Genomic DNA, 15797 nt, shown 5'->3' on the forward strand with positions numbered 1-15797 from the left:
GACATGTACGAGTCACGTGATGAGCCCCTGATTACGGGGTGGCAATTTGCCAAGCGCCTGTTGGCGCATGCCCTTATCGGCATTGTTTTCGTGGCCTTTTCTCTGATGCTGGGTGCATTGGGCCATATGTGGTTTGAAGAGAATGTGCACTGGCACGATGCCGCCTTGAATGCGGCCATGATGGTCGGTGGGCTGGGGCCGATGGCCTTGCCTGAAACATGGGCTGGCAAGGTGTTCTTTGCCATTTATGGCGCGTATATCAGTCTGGTACTGGCCGCGACTTTTGGTCTGATTATTGCCCCTGTGCTGCATAGAATCTTGCACACCTTCCATCTGGAAGACTAAGCAACAGAAGAAAGGCCCCGCTCTACGCTTTTCGGTTTGCTGCCGCCTGAGGGGGCTTTCTATTGCCTGGCTATGAATCAGCCTTGTACCCGTTCCTGCTCCAACTTGGCGATCAAAGCGGGTAGCTCGTCCATGCGGCGGAAGGTGTCACGCACACCCAGGCGGCGCAAATCCTCCTCCTTATCAGGAACCGGGCAGTAGCCCAGCACCGTGGCGCCTGCGGCCAGGCCTGCACTTGCGCCAGTCACGCTGTCTTCCACGACCAGGCATTGTTGCGGGTCAACGCCCAGCCCTTGAGCGGCGGCCAGATAGACATCCGGGTATGGCTTGTTGCGTGGCGTTTCAGCGCCGCTATAGATATGGGTGCCGAAGTAATCCAGCAGACCAGTCTGGCCCAGTTGCAACACCAGCTTGGCGCGGTCAGCGCCGGACGCGCAGGCAATCATGCCGGGCTTGTCGCGCAGGATCGCATCCAGCGTGTCCTGAATACCGGGAATGGCCATGACTTCATTGGTCAGTGCGTGGTTGCGGCGCATGCGAAAGGCCATCACCCATTCCATATCCAGATCTTTACCTGTCATCTTGCGCACGGTGGGCAGCTCGTCGGGTAGCGCCTTGCCAATGAACCAGTCATAGCACTGCTCATAAGTCATCACCCAGCCTTCTTCTTGCAACATATCCCGCAGTACACGAACCGTGATTGGCTCGCTGTCTACCAGCACACCGTCACAATCAAACAGCACAGCGGAAAATGTCATGGGTAATACCTTTTAAGCCAATAAAACTAGAAGTCTGTGATGATACAGCAGGCCGTCCGCATACAGAATTCAGGTGCAATATCGGCGCCAGACCTTATGGGTCCGTAGCGTGCTTAGTGAAAACCCCGACTTATAAATAATTGATTATTGATATATTTATATCTAAACTAAAATTTCATAACAAACCTTTCTGCGGAAGTTCCGTCATGGTGAATAAAACAACTCGGGTGGTGGCAGCGGCCTTGCTGGCTTTGGGAATGGCTGGCGCGCAGGCAGCGGAAGTAACGCTGAAAGCGGTATCTGTCTTTACGATGGACACCTTCTTTACCAAGCGCTTCAAACAGTTTGTGGACAAGGTCAACGCAGAAGGCAAGGGCCTGGTGCAGATCAACGTGATTGGTGGTCCAGAGGCCATTCCTCCTTTCGAGGTAGGTAACGCGCTACGTTCCGGCGTGATTGATTTTGCCAATACCACAGCCGTATTCCACGCCAATCTGGTGCCTGAAGCATTGGCTTTGACGCTGACGGAAAAACCCATGAGCGAGCTGCGTCAGAACGGCGGCTACGAGCTGATGGACAAGATTCACCGCGAGAAAGCCAACATCACCTGGCTGGCTCGTACGACAGATGGTTTGCAATACCACATCTATACCAACAAGCCTGTGACCTCGGCAGACCTGTCGGGCTTCAAGCTGCGTGGCGTGCCTGTGTACCTGTCCTTCTTCCGCGAAATTGGCGCAACGCCGCTGCAGATTCCACCGGGCGAGGTCTACACCGCGCTGGAGCGCGGCGTGGTGGACGGCTATGGCTGGCCTTCCGTAGGCGTGATGGAAATGGGCTGGCATGAAAAGACCAAATACCGTGTCGAGCCAGGCTTCTACAACGTGGAAGTGGGTTTCTTCATGAACCAGAAGAGTTGGGAAAAACTGGACGAAGACCAGAAAGCCTTCATGCGCAAGCAAATCGAGTGGATGGAGTCGCAGAACGTGACAGAACACCAGATGGCAATTGATGAAAAAGCGGCTACCGAACAAGCCGGTGTGCAAGCCTTGGTTCTGGAACCTGACGTAGCTCGTGCCTTGCGTACCAAGGCTTACGAAGCAGGCTGGGCCGGTATCGATAAATCCAGCCCCAAATACGCCGCGCAACTGCGCGAACTGTTTGGTGGTTATCAGCCTTAAACAAGATTGCTGATTACGTAGTTTTTGACAGTGGACATTGCGCCCTTGGGGACAGTGTCCACTTTTTGATGGTGCCATACGGGCGGCAAGATGCCCGCTCTTTCAGTGACTTTGATCTGCGGAGAAGACGCGATGTCTGCTGCAACTGCCCCGGAAGGCCAGCCTTCCAACACGACCTGGGGGCGTCCTTACGCTCTGTTAATGAACGCTTGCGGAGCCGTTGCGGCGCTGACTTTCGGGCTGATGAGCCTGCTGGTTTGTGCCGACGTGGTGCTGCGCAACCTGGGTTACGACGCGCTGTCCACCAGCGTGGAAGTAACCGAATACATGCTGATCATTGCCACCTTCGTGGCAGCGCCGTGGGTGCTGTACCTGGGCGGCCATATCCGTATCGACGTGCTGTTCAACAATCTGCCCACGTTTGTCCAGCGCTTGCTGGACCTGATCTCCAACCTGCTAGGTCTGGTGGTTTGTGGTGTGTTGGCCTGGCAATGTGCCGTCGTCGCTCTGGATGCTCACGAGCAAGGAGCCATGGTATTTAAAGCCCTGGTGTTCCCGGAGTGGTGGCTGAATCTGCCTTTGCTGTTTGGGGCATCCATGCTGGCGCTGGAATTCCTGCGCCGCCTGATTTCCCGTCCTGTTGAGCAAGGAGTCTGAGCATGGAATGGCACATGGCCTTGATCCTGCTGCTGGGATCACTTTTTCTCTTGATGGCCATCGGCACACCGGTGGTCTTTGCCTTCCTGTCCGTGAACTTGCTGGGCGCGTGGCTGTTTCTGGGTGAAGCGGCTGGTTTGGCCCAATGGGCGCGTAACACCACCGCCTCTATTGGCAGCTTTTCCTTAACGCCCATCCCATTATTCGTCCTGATGGGCGAGGTGTTGTTCCACACCGGATTGGCCTTCAAAGCCATCGACTCCATCGAACGCATGATCTCGCGCGTGCCGGGCAAACTGTCCATCGTCAGTATTTTGGGCGGTACGACCTTCGCTACATTGTCGGGTTCGTCCATTGCCAACACCGCCATGATGGGCGGCGTGATGCTGCCAGAAATGCTGCGTCGCGGTTATCACCCCACCATGGCCATGGGACCCATCATGGCGGTAGGCGGTATCGCCATGCTGATCCCACCTTCGGCTCTGGCCGTCATGCTAGGTAGCCTGGCGGGCATCTCCATTGAACGACTACTGATTGGCGGCATCCTGCCCGGCATGTTGATGGCAGCAGGCTTCCTGGCCTACGTGGTCGTGCGCAGCCGCCTGCGTCCGCAAGACGCGCCCATGAGCGACGAAGATCCAGCCACTCGCCTGAAAGGCTGGGCCTTGTGGAAACCCTTCGTGTTCAACGTCGTGCCATTGCTGGGTATCTTTATTGCGGTGGTTGGCTCGATGCTGGCCGGTTGGGCATCGCCCACTGAATCGGCCGCGATCGGCGTCGTGGCTTCGGTGATCGCCACCATCGCCTACCGTGCCCTGACCCTGAAAGCACTGTGGAAGAGCCTGATCGAAACTGCCAAAGTGTCGGTTGTGATCCTGTTCATCCTGGCCGCCTCCACCACCTTCGCCCAGCTGCTGAGCTTCTCTGGAGCTAGCGCAGGCTTCCTGGGCATGATCAAAGACTACGACCTGTCGCCCTTCGTGCTGGTTATCTGCATGCTCCTGGTGCTGCTGGTCATGGGCATGGTGCTGGACCAAATTTCCATGATGATGATCGCTTTGCCCTTCTTCATGCCCCTGGCCCTAGCCGCAGGTGTGGATACCGTCTGGCTGGGTGTCATGATCCTGATCGCACTGGAAATTGGCCTGCTGACCCCACCGTTCGGCCTGCTGCTGATCGTGATGCAAAGCGTGGCCCCGCCATCTATCCGCTTGCCCCACATCTACAGCGCCGCCGTGCCCTTCCTGGTCATAGAAGTCGGCATCCTGGCCCTGGTCTTGTTCGTTCCCTGGATTGCCGTGGGCCTGCCAGGACTGATCGGCTAAGACAGAGCAGGCAGTCTGAAAGCGGGACAATAAGGATGTTGTCCCGCGAAGAAAGCTGGAGTCTGGAAAAGCTTTCCAAACTAAAAAACCTCAGTTCGGCAGATGCCAAACTGAGGTTTTTTTATGCTCGATAGTGCTGACCATTTTTTGCCGCCTATTTATGTGCAGCAAAGTGATTGATGTGGAAGCGGCGCATAAAAACTTAAATGATTTTTCTGCCTGTTGCTGAGGTCGATTCTGGAGCCGAGCAGGACGCAGGCAGTGTGTGTATCGACAGCGTTCAAGTCAGTTTTTAAGGCTTAAGCGCATAAGCCGCTACGTTTTTAACCTGTGTAGTAAAGCGCACTCAGACATTGGCAAGTACGGGCTTAGGACAGTGACTGTTTACTCCCATCTTTCCAAGCAATTCCTTTCATCCAGCAGCTCCACGATCAACCTTTACTACGATCAGCGATCCCGTTAAGAACACTAAGTCGGAGCATTCAAATCCCGATCAGCAATCGTCCGATAAAAGATGCTGTGAGCTGATTGAGGGGCTGTCCCGGTGTTGGGGCGGATCAGGTGACTTGCCGCCGGCAGATAATTGCGCAGGGGTGCAAGCACCTTGCTGTTTGAGTCCGACGTTTGTGGTTTGTCCGGGGGACAAACCACCGGACGAGTTCAAGGTGCGCCCGTAGCGATTATCTGACCAGGGCACCGGCGCATAGCGCCGGCAGTTGCCAGCCCCAACACCGGGACAGCCCCTTAATCAGCGTCTTATAGCCACCTTCTTCATCGCGTCGAACAGTGGTTGACTCCAAACCTTGAGTCACCCTGATCTCTAAACTCTGGGCATCTAAACCCAACCCCATCCAATCGAGCCATTCCAAAGAAAGCAGTTGAGAAACTGCCTTTACTCTCGCACAGGATCAGCATAGATCCCGCCATCCCGCAAAGCCAAAGCGACCTTATCCCCTCGCTGGACAGCCTCATCCAGCACACGAGCAATCAACACCGGCCCCGCATCGCTGGCAACCGTAGCCAGCATATACACCCCAGTCTCCTCGCCAGAGATGGCACTACGCGTCAATTCTGTGACCACACCAGACGCACACCCCTCAGCCAGAAACTCATCCCCATGACACCTCGGACACAAGAACCGCGCCGGAAACATCCGATGATCACACTGCATACAACGAAATACAGAAGGGCTCATCACAAGGCCTCCAAAACAAGCGCGGTCGAACACATGCCATAGCGATACTCCACCATGCCGTATCCCGTGACCAAACCGTAACGAGCCTGCGCCACCTGACGCTCCCCCGCCTGACCGCTCAACTGACGCATCACCTCCACCAGTCCATGCAGACTGCAAGCAGCCCCGGCCTGCCCAGCCGACAATTGCCCGCCAGAGGTATTCAAAGGCACACGTCCCGTCGCAATCGACTCGTGAATAAACTGCTTGGCGTTATCAGCCCGAAAGAAGCCCAAATCCTGCAATTGAGCCAGAACCATGACGGGGTAGTCATCATAAATACTGAGGACATCCATATCAGCCGGACTCAGCCCCGAGTCCGCCCACAAAGCCGGAGCCAAAGCCGCCAAACCCGTGCTCAAGCCATCGCCTTGCTGATCATCAATATTATGAAAACTGCGTAAAGCCTTTACCGTAATCGCCGGCTGATTCTGCGCCGCCGGATGATCCGCGCGCATCACAATCAAGGCATTGGCTCCATCCACTACCGGCACACAATCCAGTCGCGTCAAAGGATCCGCCACTTGAGGCGCATTCAAATAATCATCCAGACTCATGGGACTGCGATACGCAGCACCCGGATTCATGCTGGCCCATAGCCGCTGGCGCATCACCAGAGCTGCGTAGTCCTCTCGCTCCAAACCCAGCTTGCGCATTTGATTCGCCGTCAGCATCGCAAAGCGATGATTCGGACTGCCAGCCCCTAAAGGGCGCAAATGATCGTAAGTTGTCTGGTTATAGTTTTCGACCAGTTGCTGGAAGTCCTTGGCCTGAAAATGATCCCCGGCCACAATCGCAATACAGCGGGCATCACCCGCCTGTACCGCACGAATAGCGTGCTGCAGAATATTAAGACCACTGGCGCCGCCATTGCTGTCATCCATAATCCAGCCTACCTTCAAGCCCAGCTTCCAGGCCAGATCAATAGCCCGATCCGGTGCATGGGTAAAGGAGGCTACCCCCAGACCATCAATGTCGCTGGCCTTCAGACCTGCTGCGGCAAGAGACTGCTTGAAAGCCTGGGCCAGCAGCTCGGAGGTGCCAAGTTGACCACGCCGGGTGTAGGTGACCTCGGTTGCGCCCAGCAGGCGCACCGTGTCCAGATTGAAATTAGGCGTCATATTGAATTCCTGTGGCAGCCGTCAGCGGCGAACCTGATAGCCTGCTTTTTCTCTATCCCAGGTGTTGGGACCAATGCCGCGATCACGTAGGGCAAACTTCTGAATCTTGCCATTTTCCGTGGTGGGCAAGACCTGGGCAAACTCAATAAAGCGCGGTACGGCAAAGTAAGGCAGACGGCGCTCGCAATGCTGCAGCAGCTCCTCGCAGCTGACCGTGCAATCCGGACGCAACACAATCATGGCCATGACCTCGTCTTCGGCCAGCTCGGACTTGGCAGCATAGACGGCAACCGTATGGACAGCAGGGTGGCTGGCCAAAGCCTGCTCGACTTCGTAAGAGGAAATGTTCTCACCACGACGGCGAATCATGTCCTTCAGGCGGTCCACAAAGCGGTAGTAACCATCCGCATCGCGCACGACGCGGTCACCCGTGTGGAACCACAGGTTTTTCCAGGTTTCGACTGTCTTGTCCGGTTGACCGTAGTATCCCAGCGCGAAGGCGTAGGGTTCATCGGCGCGCAGTAACAGCTCGCCCACTTCACCGTCTGGCAAGGGATTGTCGTGCTCATCCACGACCAGAGCCTCAAAACCTTCCGACACACGGCCCATATAGCCATTGCGCTGTTCCTGAATGCCACGGCCCATGACATAGTTGGTCTCGGTAGAACCAAAGCCATCCAGCAGATGCATGCGGCAGCGCTCCAGAAACTGGCTATGAAACTGCTCGGGAACACCGGGGCCTAATGCAATGCGCGTCTTGTGCAGCTTCTCTGCCGCCGTCTCAGGTTTGGATAGCAAGATAGGCACCATTGCGCCTAGCAGATAGGTAATCGTGGCGCCGGTTTCATACAGATTGTCAAAGAAACGGCTGGCTGAGAAACGCTTGTCCACCACCATGCAGGCGTCGCTGACCAGAGCCTGGAAAAACGTATTCAAGGCATTGGTGTGGAACATGGGCAGGCAGGTGTACAGCACATCATCGGGCTTCATGCCCAGCTTGCTGGCGGTATAAATGCCCCACCAGTAGAACTGGGCGTGCGGGCACTGAACGCCTTTGGAAGGGCCCGAGGTGCCGGAGGTGTACAGAATGGCCAGCGTATCGCCGGGGCCTATATCGGCAGGCTCGCAGTAATCGCCCAAAGCAGGCAGATCGCAGGTGCTCACCGCCAGTGTTTGTGCCGCTTCCTGGCCTTGAATCAACCAGGCTTGCTGGACGGCGGTAGCGCCAAGGTCCACATCGGCCAGTAGCGGCGTCAGATCCGTTTCCACTACCAGCAAACTGGCCTGGCTATTGCACAAGATGTGCTGCAACTGCGCCCCGCGCGAGGCGGTATTGATAGGCACCACAATCGCGCCCAGCCAGCCGCAACCCAGAACCATATCCAGGAATTCGTGGCGGTTGGTGCACAGCAAGGCAACACGGTCGCCACGTTTGATACCGGCACGGCTCAATCGGCTGGCACTGGCAGCGGCCCTGTGCAAGGTTTGCTGGCCGGTGTAGTGAGTGTTGCGGTCTGAAAACAGCGGAGCATCACCCATGCGCTCTGCGCGCAGGCGCAACAGGGCGGGTACCGTGCGTTGCGTGGCAGGTATTGAAAACAGCGGCAATTCAGAAGCAGGAATGGAATGGGCGTGCATGATCTATCTGTCTCCCGGCCAACGCGCGATCAAGGCGGCAAGCCGATATGCATGGGTGAAATTACTAATATCCTGCAAACAGTATACTGCAATATATTATTTTGAAATTCCTGTCCTTCACCGGAAAAACCCGAAGTAGCAGAGCTCACCAGGCAGTGGTATTTCGCGCAAACCAGGGGCGGAGCAAGGACAGAAAAGGGGGCGTTTTGCAGGCCGGAGCAGGATGGCCAGCAAGACGGTTGATCAGGTTTATGGACGACAGTCGATCAGCAACAAGCAGGCCAGGCTCACGTGTTTGAGCCAATGTGCTTCACAATGACTTTGAATAAGCCCACAGGGGCAACGGGGATAGAACAATGAAGGTATGGCTTAAATTAGCAACGTGTTGTGCGCTGATGTTGGGTGCACAGGCCCATGCTCAAAACAAGAATGTGACGCTGGTTGTGCCTTACCCACCGGGCGGTGCGGCTGACCAGTTGGCGCGGGTGATTTCTCAGGAAATGGGCACACGCTTTGATCAGAAAGTCATTGTGGAAAACCGCCCGGGTGCGGGTGCCCAGGTTGCCATGAACGTGGTGAAAAACGCCAACCCCAGCTCCTTGGGTACGGTGTTGTTCCTGGCCGATAGCGGTGCTTACTCCTTGAACCGCCACCTGTACCAACGTCTGAATTACGACGTGGCTACCGACCTGATCCCCATGACGCTGGCTGCCAAGGCGCCGGTGTTCCTGCTGGTCAATAAAGACAGCCCCTTCAAGACGGTTCAGGATCTGGTGGCTGCAGGGCAGAAGCAGGAGCTGACATACGGTTCGCCTGGTATGGGTACGGGCACTCATCTTTTGGGCGAGATGCTGCGCAAAGAAACCGGCGCTCGTCTGGTGCACGTGCCTTACAAGGGCGCAGGCCCCGCTTTGATTGATGCCGTCAGCGGCCAGATCGACTTTATCTTTGACGTGCTGACTGGCAGCCGTGGCTTCCTGGAAGATGGCCGCCTGCGCGCCATTGCCGCTGCGACAACCGAGCGCAGCCCTTTGCGTCCAGACGTGCCTACGATTGCCGAAGCCGGTATCCCCAATGTGGCATTTACCATCTGGTGGGGTATTTCGGCCAAAGCCGGTACGCCTGACGAAGACGTAGCCCGCCTGACCGAGCAACTGACGGCTGTCCTGAAAGAGGATGCAGTGGTCAAGAAATTCGTGGACTTCGGCATTCAGATCGAGCCTTCCACTCCCAAAGAGTTTGCTGATCTGATCGAGCACGATGCTCAGGCCATGGGACCAACCATCAAGGCCCTGGAAATCACGCTGGACTAAAAGACGTGATGGCTTGAAGAAAAAAGGCGCTACGGCGCCTTTTTTTGTTGTGCGTGGGCTGTTCCGGAACCAAGAGGGGACGCTGTCTTCAGCACACAAGGCAATTGCTTGGGCTGATGGGCTAAACCTTGTATATGGGTTACAGCCGGGGCTTTATATTGCCGGTGATTGAGCAGGAAGCATCGACGGCGGCAATCACCGCCTGCCTTGCAGCTTCCTGCTTATGCTGAATCATTAAGCCAGCAGCTCCGCCTGCTTGAGGCAGTAAGCCGAGCAGCAGATGACCAGATTTTCCATGATCAGATGGGCCGCCTGCTCTTCCTGACGCTCGCTGAAAGCCTGACAAATCCCCTTGGCCCGCTGCATGGTTTCCAGACGGAATTGAGGGTCTTGCAAGCAGGCAATCCGGGCCTGATCGGCCTGGTCATGCAGACGCGCCATCGTATCGACCAGCTGCTTGTTGGGCACCATGCTGATCCAGGCGCTGCGGAACGCCCAGTTGGCCTGAATATTGTCGATGGGATCGCCTTGCTGATGGGTAGCTTCAATACGGCTCAAGGCCTGTTCCATGGCCTGCATACCCACTCTGCTTTGATTCACGCAAGCCAGCTTGGCGGCAGGCGGTTCCAGCAAGAGGCGCACCGAGAAAATATCTTCAATATCCTGGGCGGTGTAGACCCGCAATACAAAACCGCGCGAAGTTCCTTCAAGCACCCCTTCGTTTTTCAGTTGCAGCAAGGCTTCGCGCACCGGCATGCGTGAGACATTCAGGCTGGCGGCAATTTCGTTATCCACCAGCCGCACATCAAAACCGATTTTGCCCAAGGCAATGTCCTGGCGCAGCATGCCGTAGACTTGTTCACGGATATTGGGTTCGCGTTTTTTATAAGGATTGGCAGCCATAAGCTCGCCCGGCGCCTGGCGCACGGCAAAAGACTCAAAGGGCTATAGGATACCAAGTAAGCACCGGGGACTGACGCGTTTTATGTCAGGCCAAGTTGCAGGATAATACCTTGTTTTCAGACCAGTACGCAGCAGGAGGGCTAAGCGATGCGGTGGCGGCATGTGGAAATTTTTGATGCGATTTGCCGTGGCGGCTCGTTGACGCAGGCCGCGCAGCTGCTGCATATCTCTCAGCCAGCGGCCAGCAAAATGTTGGCGACTGCAGAAATGCAGCTGGGCTTTCGATTGTTCGACCGTGTGCGCGGTCGCCTGATCCCGACGCGTGAGGCCAGCATTCTGGCTCCCTACGTTGCGCGTCTGCATCAGAATCTGGATGACGTCAGCCGCTTGGCGCGTAATCTGCGCTCCCACCATGAAGGCTTGTGGCGTATTGGCAGCAGCCCGGCTTTTGGTCTGGAGCTATTGCCGGTGGCCTTGAGCCGTTGTCGTCGGGCTCACCCGGCCATGAGTTTCGAGCTGCGCACACACCATAGCGGGGAGCTACTGCAAGCTCTGGAAACGCGCGACCTGGATATGGTGATGAGCTTTGATCAGGGCGAATCTTCCGGCGTGCAACAGCAGGTGCTGGCCCATACCGAGCTGGTGCACGTTACCTTGCCGGGCATTGCGCCTTTGCGTCATTGGGAGGAGATGGGCGAGCGTGCTTTCATCGCTTTGGACGCTGACGATCCCGTTGGCGCGATGGTGGAGGATCTGCTGCAAAGCTATGTCCCCGATGTTGCCCCCTTCATGCGTGTGCAGACCCATTACGTGGCTTGTGGCCTGGTTTTACAACAGGTGGGCGAGGCCCTGGTGGATCTGGTTACGGCCCGAGCCATGCAAGGCCGAGGCCTTGCCATACACCGCTTGCCCGAGCCTTTGCCGATTCCGGTCAGCATTTTGACGGCTCACGACGATGCCGGTTCTGGCTCGCGTGAACGTGTGTTGGACCACATCCGGCAGGCTCTGCTGGAATGCCGTTTTCCGGATTGAGCAGAATGCTGGTTCCATAACCCAGGGTTATGGAGTGCGCCAACTATTCATTGGCGCTCTGCGGCGACCCCCAAGACAATAGAGGCCAGTTATTGGGGGTATTTCCATGCATGTATGTATCATTGGCGCCGGTGTCATTGGGATGAGCACCGCGTTCATGTTGCGCCAGAAAGGGGTGAAGGTCACGGTACTGGAAGCCGGTTCGCAAGTAGCCGGACAGACCAGCTTTGCCAACGGCGGACAACTGAGCTACAGCTATGTGGCCCCCCTGGCCGATCCCGGTGTGTTCAAGGATTTGCCACGCTGGTTATTGAATAAAGACTCGCCCCTGCGCTTCAAGCCTGCGTTGAGCCCGCAGCAGTGGCGTTGGCTGCTGCATTTTCTGAAAGCTTGCCGAGGCGATGTGGTGCGCCGTACCACCGCGCAGATGTTGACCTTGTCCTATCTGAGCCGCGATATCCTGCACGACTGGCAAGAGCGCTTCAATCTGGAGTTTGCCCATCAAAACAATGGCAAATTGATTGTGTTCCGCAGCCCTGGCCCGTTCCAGCATGCGCGTGAACAGGCGCAATTGCAGGCGGATATGGGATCGTCACAACAAGTGCTGGAAGCGGCCCAAGTGCTGGAGCTGGAACCTTCTTTGCAGGCGTTGGGCTTGCGCTTGCAGGGTGCGATTTACACGCCTAGCGAAGAAGCGGGCGACGCTTATCTGTTTTCCGTGGCCTTGCACGAGCGCATGCAAAACGACAGCGACTACCAGTTGAAGCTGAACACGCCGGTGCAGCGCTTTGTAATGGAAGGGCGCGATATCCGTGCGGTGCAAACCGCTGAAGGCGAGATTCAGGCGGATCAGTTTGTTGTTGCCAGCGGGATGGGTACGGTGCCTTTACTGCGTCAGCTGGGTGGCCGTCCTCTGATCTACCCGCTGAAGGGCTATAGTTTGAGCCTCCCCTTGGAAGGCTTGAATCAGGCCGTGCCGGCTATCAGCGTGACCGACTACGAACAGCGCATTGTGTATGCCCGTTTGGGTGAAGTGCTGCGTATGGCCGCGATGGTAGATATTGGTTTTGATGGCCTGGATATTCCCGCTGCCCGTATGGCAACTTTGAAGCAACAGGTGAAGGATCTGTTCCCTGGCCTGCCGCTGGAGCAGGCGCAGACCTGGGCCGGTTTGCGTCCTGCTACGCCTTCGGGCAAGCCCGTTGTGGGGGCCAGCAAGCTGGCCGGTCGCTTGTGGGTGAATGCAGGCCACGGCGCATTGGGCTTCACCTTGGCTTGCGGTAGCGCGGCGATTTTGGCGGCTCACCTGACAGGCGAGGCTTCGCCTATTGATGATGCTCCATTTCGTCCTTAAGCCTTGAAGTAAATGACGGGTCCCTGGCGATCAATGGTTAGTGGCCGGTCATGAGCTGGGGGGGGCTGAGCGTGCGTATGGAATGATTCGTGCCGCCAAGCTTGCTGCTCATAGTCAGTAGCGATGGTTACACGCTTGTAGATGGGCAAGTTTCCTCTTGGAAGCCTGCTCATTTTTTTCAAGTTTTGCTCTTATACCGTCGCTCGTAAGCCTGGCATGGCTTTGAAGCCCGCCGTCAACAATAGAGATAGGCCATAAATCGCTACCGCCAGCACCGGAATCGACCACAGCGCATTGAAATCCAGTGCCGTGAACAGGTAGCGGTGCATCAGGTCGATCAGCCAGGGGTGGATCAAATACACCCCCAAGGTCAACTCCGCCAGATGGGCACTGATACGCGAGTTGATCAAGGGCTGATCCCAGTCACGCAGCAGCAGAATCAGTGCGATGGACATGGGGATGACGGTGATGCTCAGGTAATCATAAAAGTACGCACCCGTTTGTCTATCGTGCGTGATAGCCAGTGCATAAAAGCCCCAGGCCGTTGCCACGATACTGCTCAGCAGCACCGTGATAGTCAGCCAGCGGGGCACATTCACCGGCACTTTGCGCAGCAGGTAACCGAGCAGGAAATAGGGCAGATAGGACAGGAACCAGGTAAAGAAGGGCGCAGAGTGGGTGTTCAAGTCCGGATTGCTGAGGGTGCTAAGGGCGGACAGCACAAAGGCCGCTCCGGTCAGCGCAGCCAGCTGCTTCAAGTTGGTGTTCTGGACCATGCGACGCAAAAAGGGCGTAAACAGGTACAGGAACACAATCATGTACAGAAACCAGAGATGGAAATAAGGCCGACCCTGTAGCAGCCGCTCCAGATAGGGATAGGGGTCCGCGTCCGGCGTCCACCAATGCTGCTTGAAGGCCGTCCAGCCCAAGTAGAAAGCGGTCCAGAACAGCAGCGGAAGCAAGACGCGCGATGCTCGCTTCCGATAGAACAGCTTCATGCCTTCCTGGGGACGAGGCTCGAGCAAGAGTGCGCCGCTGACCATGACGAATACCGGCACACACCAGCGGGTGGCGGCATCGTAAAGGTTGCCACTCCACCAGTTGGCGGTGCCCAACTCGGCGTTCAGGACGGCATAGGCGGCGATATGCAGGCAGACGACAGAGAAAATCGCCACGATCCGTGCATTGCTGATCCAGTTCATGACAAGACAGAAAAATCAGAGACCTCCCCATCCTAACGAGCAGACGTTTCTGATTTGTCCCCCAAATACGGGATTTAGCGTCCAGTTTTATCTGGATGTGACTGTATGGCTGAAGGTGGTATGTGAATGCGGATTGGATGAAATCATCCCGCTCCCTTTCGAGAGAGACTGTAAAAGGGTGTGTAAATTACCAGCGTTATACGGTTAAATAGCAGGCTTAGCCAGACAGACCCGCCAGGGCATTCCTGAGCGGGCGGTGCTGGGCAGGAGTACGGTGGATGGAGCTGGATTTGAGGGGCTTGGATGTGCTGATTGCCCTGGTCGCCTTGGCGCTGGGTTTGCTGATCGGGCTGTGGCTGCGGGCACGCATGAGTGCGCCTATCGAGCAGGCACTGGAAGATCGCTGCACACGTCTGGAACAAGATCTGGCCCATGCTCAGGAGCAGACTCAGGATGCGCAGGATAGGGCAGTGGAGCTGGACAAAGAGCTGATACGCCGCGATGCCCAGTTGCAGGCTCAGGAGATGCGCAATCAGGCCATACAAGAGGACCTGGAGCATAGCCGCGAGCAGATGCGTTTGCAGTTCGAGTCTTTGGCCCAGCAGATTCTGGAGGCTAAAGGACAGACCCTGCGTCAGGATAGCCAACGTACTTTGGATGAAATGCTGCGACCATTCCGGGAGCAATTGGCAGGCTTCCAGCTGCGTGTGAATCAAGTGCACGATGAATCCGTCAAAGGCCAGACCGCCTTGAGTCTGGAACTGCAGCGCATGCAGGAAATGGGTCTGCGCATGAGTGCCGAGGCTCACTCCCTGGCGGTGGCGCTGAAGGGCGACAAAAAGACTACTGGCAACTGGGGTGAAACTCAGCTGGAAAAAACGCTGGAAGTGGCCGGTTTGGTACGAGGTGTCCACTTCGACACACAATGGCAGGCCCGCGACGAGCAAGGCCGCTTGCGATACCCCGACTTCGTGGTGCACCTGCCTCAGGACAAGCATCTGGTGCTCGATTGCAAAGTATCCCTGGTGGATTACGACCGCGCTATTCGCGCTGAGACTGACGAGGAACGTCAACAAAGCCTGCAAGCGCATGTGCAAGCGCTACGCAATCATATTGATGATCTGGCCTCCAAGGATTACAGCGCCTTGGCAGGCTTGAACAGCCCCGGCTTCGTGTTCATGTACGTGCCCATTGAAGCGGCCTATATGCAGGCTTTGCAGCAGCATCATGGCCTGTTTGACTACGGCCTGGGCAAGAACGTCCTGATGGTCTCGCACACAACCTTGCTGCCTATTTTGCGTACCGTAGCCAATATCTGGATGATGGTGCGCAGCAACGAGCAAGCCCATGAATTAAGTCAGCGCGCAGGTGATATCTACAACCAGGTATCCATCCTGGCCGAGCGCCTGAAAAAGCTGGGCGAAACCTTGGGGCAGGCGGGCAAACACTACAACAGCACGGTGACTGCACTGGCCGGCCAGCAAGGCTTGTACGGCAAAGTCAGCCGCTTTGCCGAGCTCTCGGCCAGGGCTAAACGCACTCAACCTGGCATTGAGCCCTTGCATACGGATATAGAGCACGAGCGTCTGGATTGGGTCTTGCCGGAAGAGGCCGCGCCTGCTCAGGACAAAGAGCCGGATGCTTGATGTGAGAGAAGCAGGCTTGATGATATTGGGCAGATATCAGGCTGACAAAGCATATGGCTTACAGCGATTTACTTCCTATTTTGCTCGT

The 15797-nt window shown here is 56.4% G+C and carries 14 protein-coding genes; 8 read left to right on the forward strand and 6 right to left on the reverse strand.

Annotated elements, in window-relative coordinates; translation table 11 throughout:
- Nucleotides 1-3 precede the first annotated feature (3 nt).
- Complete coding sequence (locus NBV64_RS01010) at nt 4-345, forward strand: hypothetical protein (protein WP_009460191.1); 342 nt, start codon at nt 4-6, stop codon at nt 343-345.
- A gap of 77 nt (nt 346-422) precedes the next feature.
- Here the strand turns inward: NBV64_RS01010 and NBV64_RS01015 are convergent, their stop codons facing one another.
- Nucleotides 423-1103 carry an HAD family hydrolase gene (locus NBV64_RS01015; protein WP_009460180.1) on the reverse strand — a complete coding sequence of 227 codons (681 nt, stop codon included), beginning with the start codon at nt 1101-1103 and terminating at the stop codon, nt 423-425.
- A gap of 206 nt (nt 1104-1309) precedes the next feature.
- Between NBV64_RS01015 and dctP the strand changes: the two genes are divergently transcribed.
- The 3 genes from dctP to NBV64_RS01030 all read left to right on the forward strand — a co-directional run bounded on the left by dctP (nt 1310) and on the right by NBV64_RS01030 (nt 4266).
- On the forward strand, nt 1310-2284 hold the full coding sequence (gene dctP / locus NBV64_RS01020) for a TRAP transporter substrate-binding protein DctP (protein WP_009460179.1): 975 nt from the start codon (nt 1310-1312) through the stop codon (nt 2282-2284).
- Between the two features lie 132 nt (nt 2285-2416).
- Nucleotides 2417-2941, forward strand: coding sequence for a TRAP transporter small permease (locus tag NBV64_RS01025; protein WP_009460178.1), 525 nt, complete (start codon nt 2417-2419; stop codon nt 2939-2941).
- Nucleotides 2942-2943: 2 nt separating this feature from the next.
- Complete coding sequence (locus tag NBV64_RS01030; RefSeq protein WP_009460177.1) at nt 2944-4266, forward strand: TRAP transporter large permease; 1323 nt, start codon at nt 2944-2946, stop codon at nt 4264-4266.
- Nucleotides 4267-5158: 892 nt separating this feature from the next.
- Here the strand turns inward: NBV64_RS01030 and NBV64_RS19045 are convergent.
- The 3 genes from NBV64_RS19045 to NBV64_RS01040 form a co-directional block, all read right to left on the reverse strand.
- Nucleotides 5159-5293, reverse strand: coding sequence for a hypothetical protein (locus tag NBV64_RS19045; RefSeq protein ID WP_274984788.1), 135 nt, complete (start codon nt 5291-5293; stop codon nt 5159-5161).
- A 167-nt stretch (nt 5294-5460) separates the two neighbouring features.
- A complete protein-coding gene (locus tag NBV64_RS01035; protein WP_250756468.1) occupies nt 5461-6621 on the reverse strand; it encodes a thiolase family protein in 1161 nt (386 codons plus the stop codon).
- A 21-nt stretch (nt 6622-6642) separates the two neighbouring features.
- Nucleotides 6643-8259: an ATP-dependent acyl-CoA ligase gene (locus tag NBV64_RS01040; RefSeq protein WP_250756469.1), complete on the reverse strand. Its 1617-nt coding sequence runs from the start codon at nt 8257-8259 to the stop codon at nt 6643-6645.
- Between the two features lie 356 nt (nt 8260-8615).
- Here NBV64_RS01040 and NBV64_RS01045 point away from each other — a divergent pair, with 356 nt between their 5' ends.
- The gene (locus NBV64_RS01045; RefSeq protein ID WP_026483815.1) at nt 8616-9572 is read left to right on the forward strand and encodes a Bug family tripartite tricarboxylate transporter substrate binding protein; all 957 of its coding nucleotides are present in this window, start codon (nt 8616-8618) and stop codon (nt 9570-9572) included.
- A 234-nt stretch (nt 9573-9806) separates the two neighbouring features.
- Here NBV64_RS01045 and NBV64_RS01050 read toward each other — a convergent pair whose 3' ends face one another.
- On the reverse strand, nt 9807-10475 hold the full coding sequence (locus NBV64_RS01050) for a GntR family transcriptional regulator (RefSeq protein ID WP_009460173.1): 669 nt from the start codon (nt 10473-10475) through the stop codon (nt 9807-9809).
- A gap of 147 nt (nt 10476-10622) precedes the next feature.
- Here NBV64_RS01050 and NBV64_RS01055 point away from each other — a divergent pair, with 147 nt between their 5' ends.
- Nucleotides 10623-11507, forward strand: a complete 885-nt coding sequence (locus NBV64_RS01055; protein ID WP_250756470.1) for a LysR family transcriptional regulator — start codon at nt 10623-10625, stop codon at nt 11505-11507.
- A 106-nt stretch (nt 11508-11613) separates the two neighbouring features.
- Nucleotides 11614-12861, forward strand: a complete 1248-nt coding sequence (locus NBV64_RS01060; RefSeq protein WP_009460169.1) for a D-amino acid dehydrogenase — start codon at nt 11614-11616, stop codon at nt 12859-12861.
- Between the two features lie 191 nt (nt 12862-13052).
- On the opposite strand, the gene NBV64_RS01065 is transcribed toward NBV64_RS01060, so the two are convergent.
- Complete coding sequence (locus NBV64_RS01065) at nt 13053-14063, reverse strand: acyltransferase (protein ID WP_250756471.1); 1011 nt, start codon at nt 14061-14063, stop codon at nt 13053-13055.
- Nucleotides 14064-14341: 278 nt separating this feature from the next.
- Between NBV64_RS01065 and rmuC the strand changes: the two genes are divergently transcribed.
- Nucleotides 14342-15709, forward strand: a complete 1368-nt coding sequence (rmuC, locus tag NBV64_RS01070) for a DNA recombination protein RmuC (protein WP_250756472.1) — start codon at nt 14342-14344, stop codon at nt 15707-15709.
- Nucleotides 15710-15797: the final 88 nt, after the last annotated feature.

This window comes from Alcaligenes sp. DN25, assembly GCF_023674485.1.
Taxonomy (GTDB): Bacteria; Pseudomonadota; Gammaproteobacteria; order Burkholderiales; family Burkholderiaceae_B; genus Alcaligenes; species Alcaligenes phenolicus.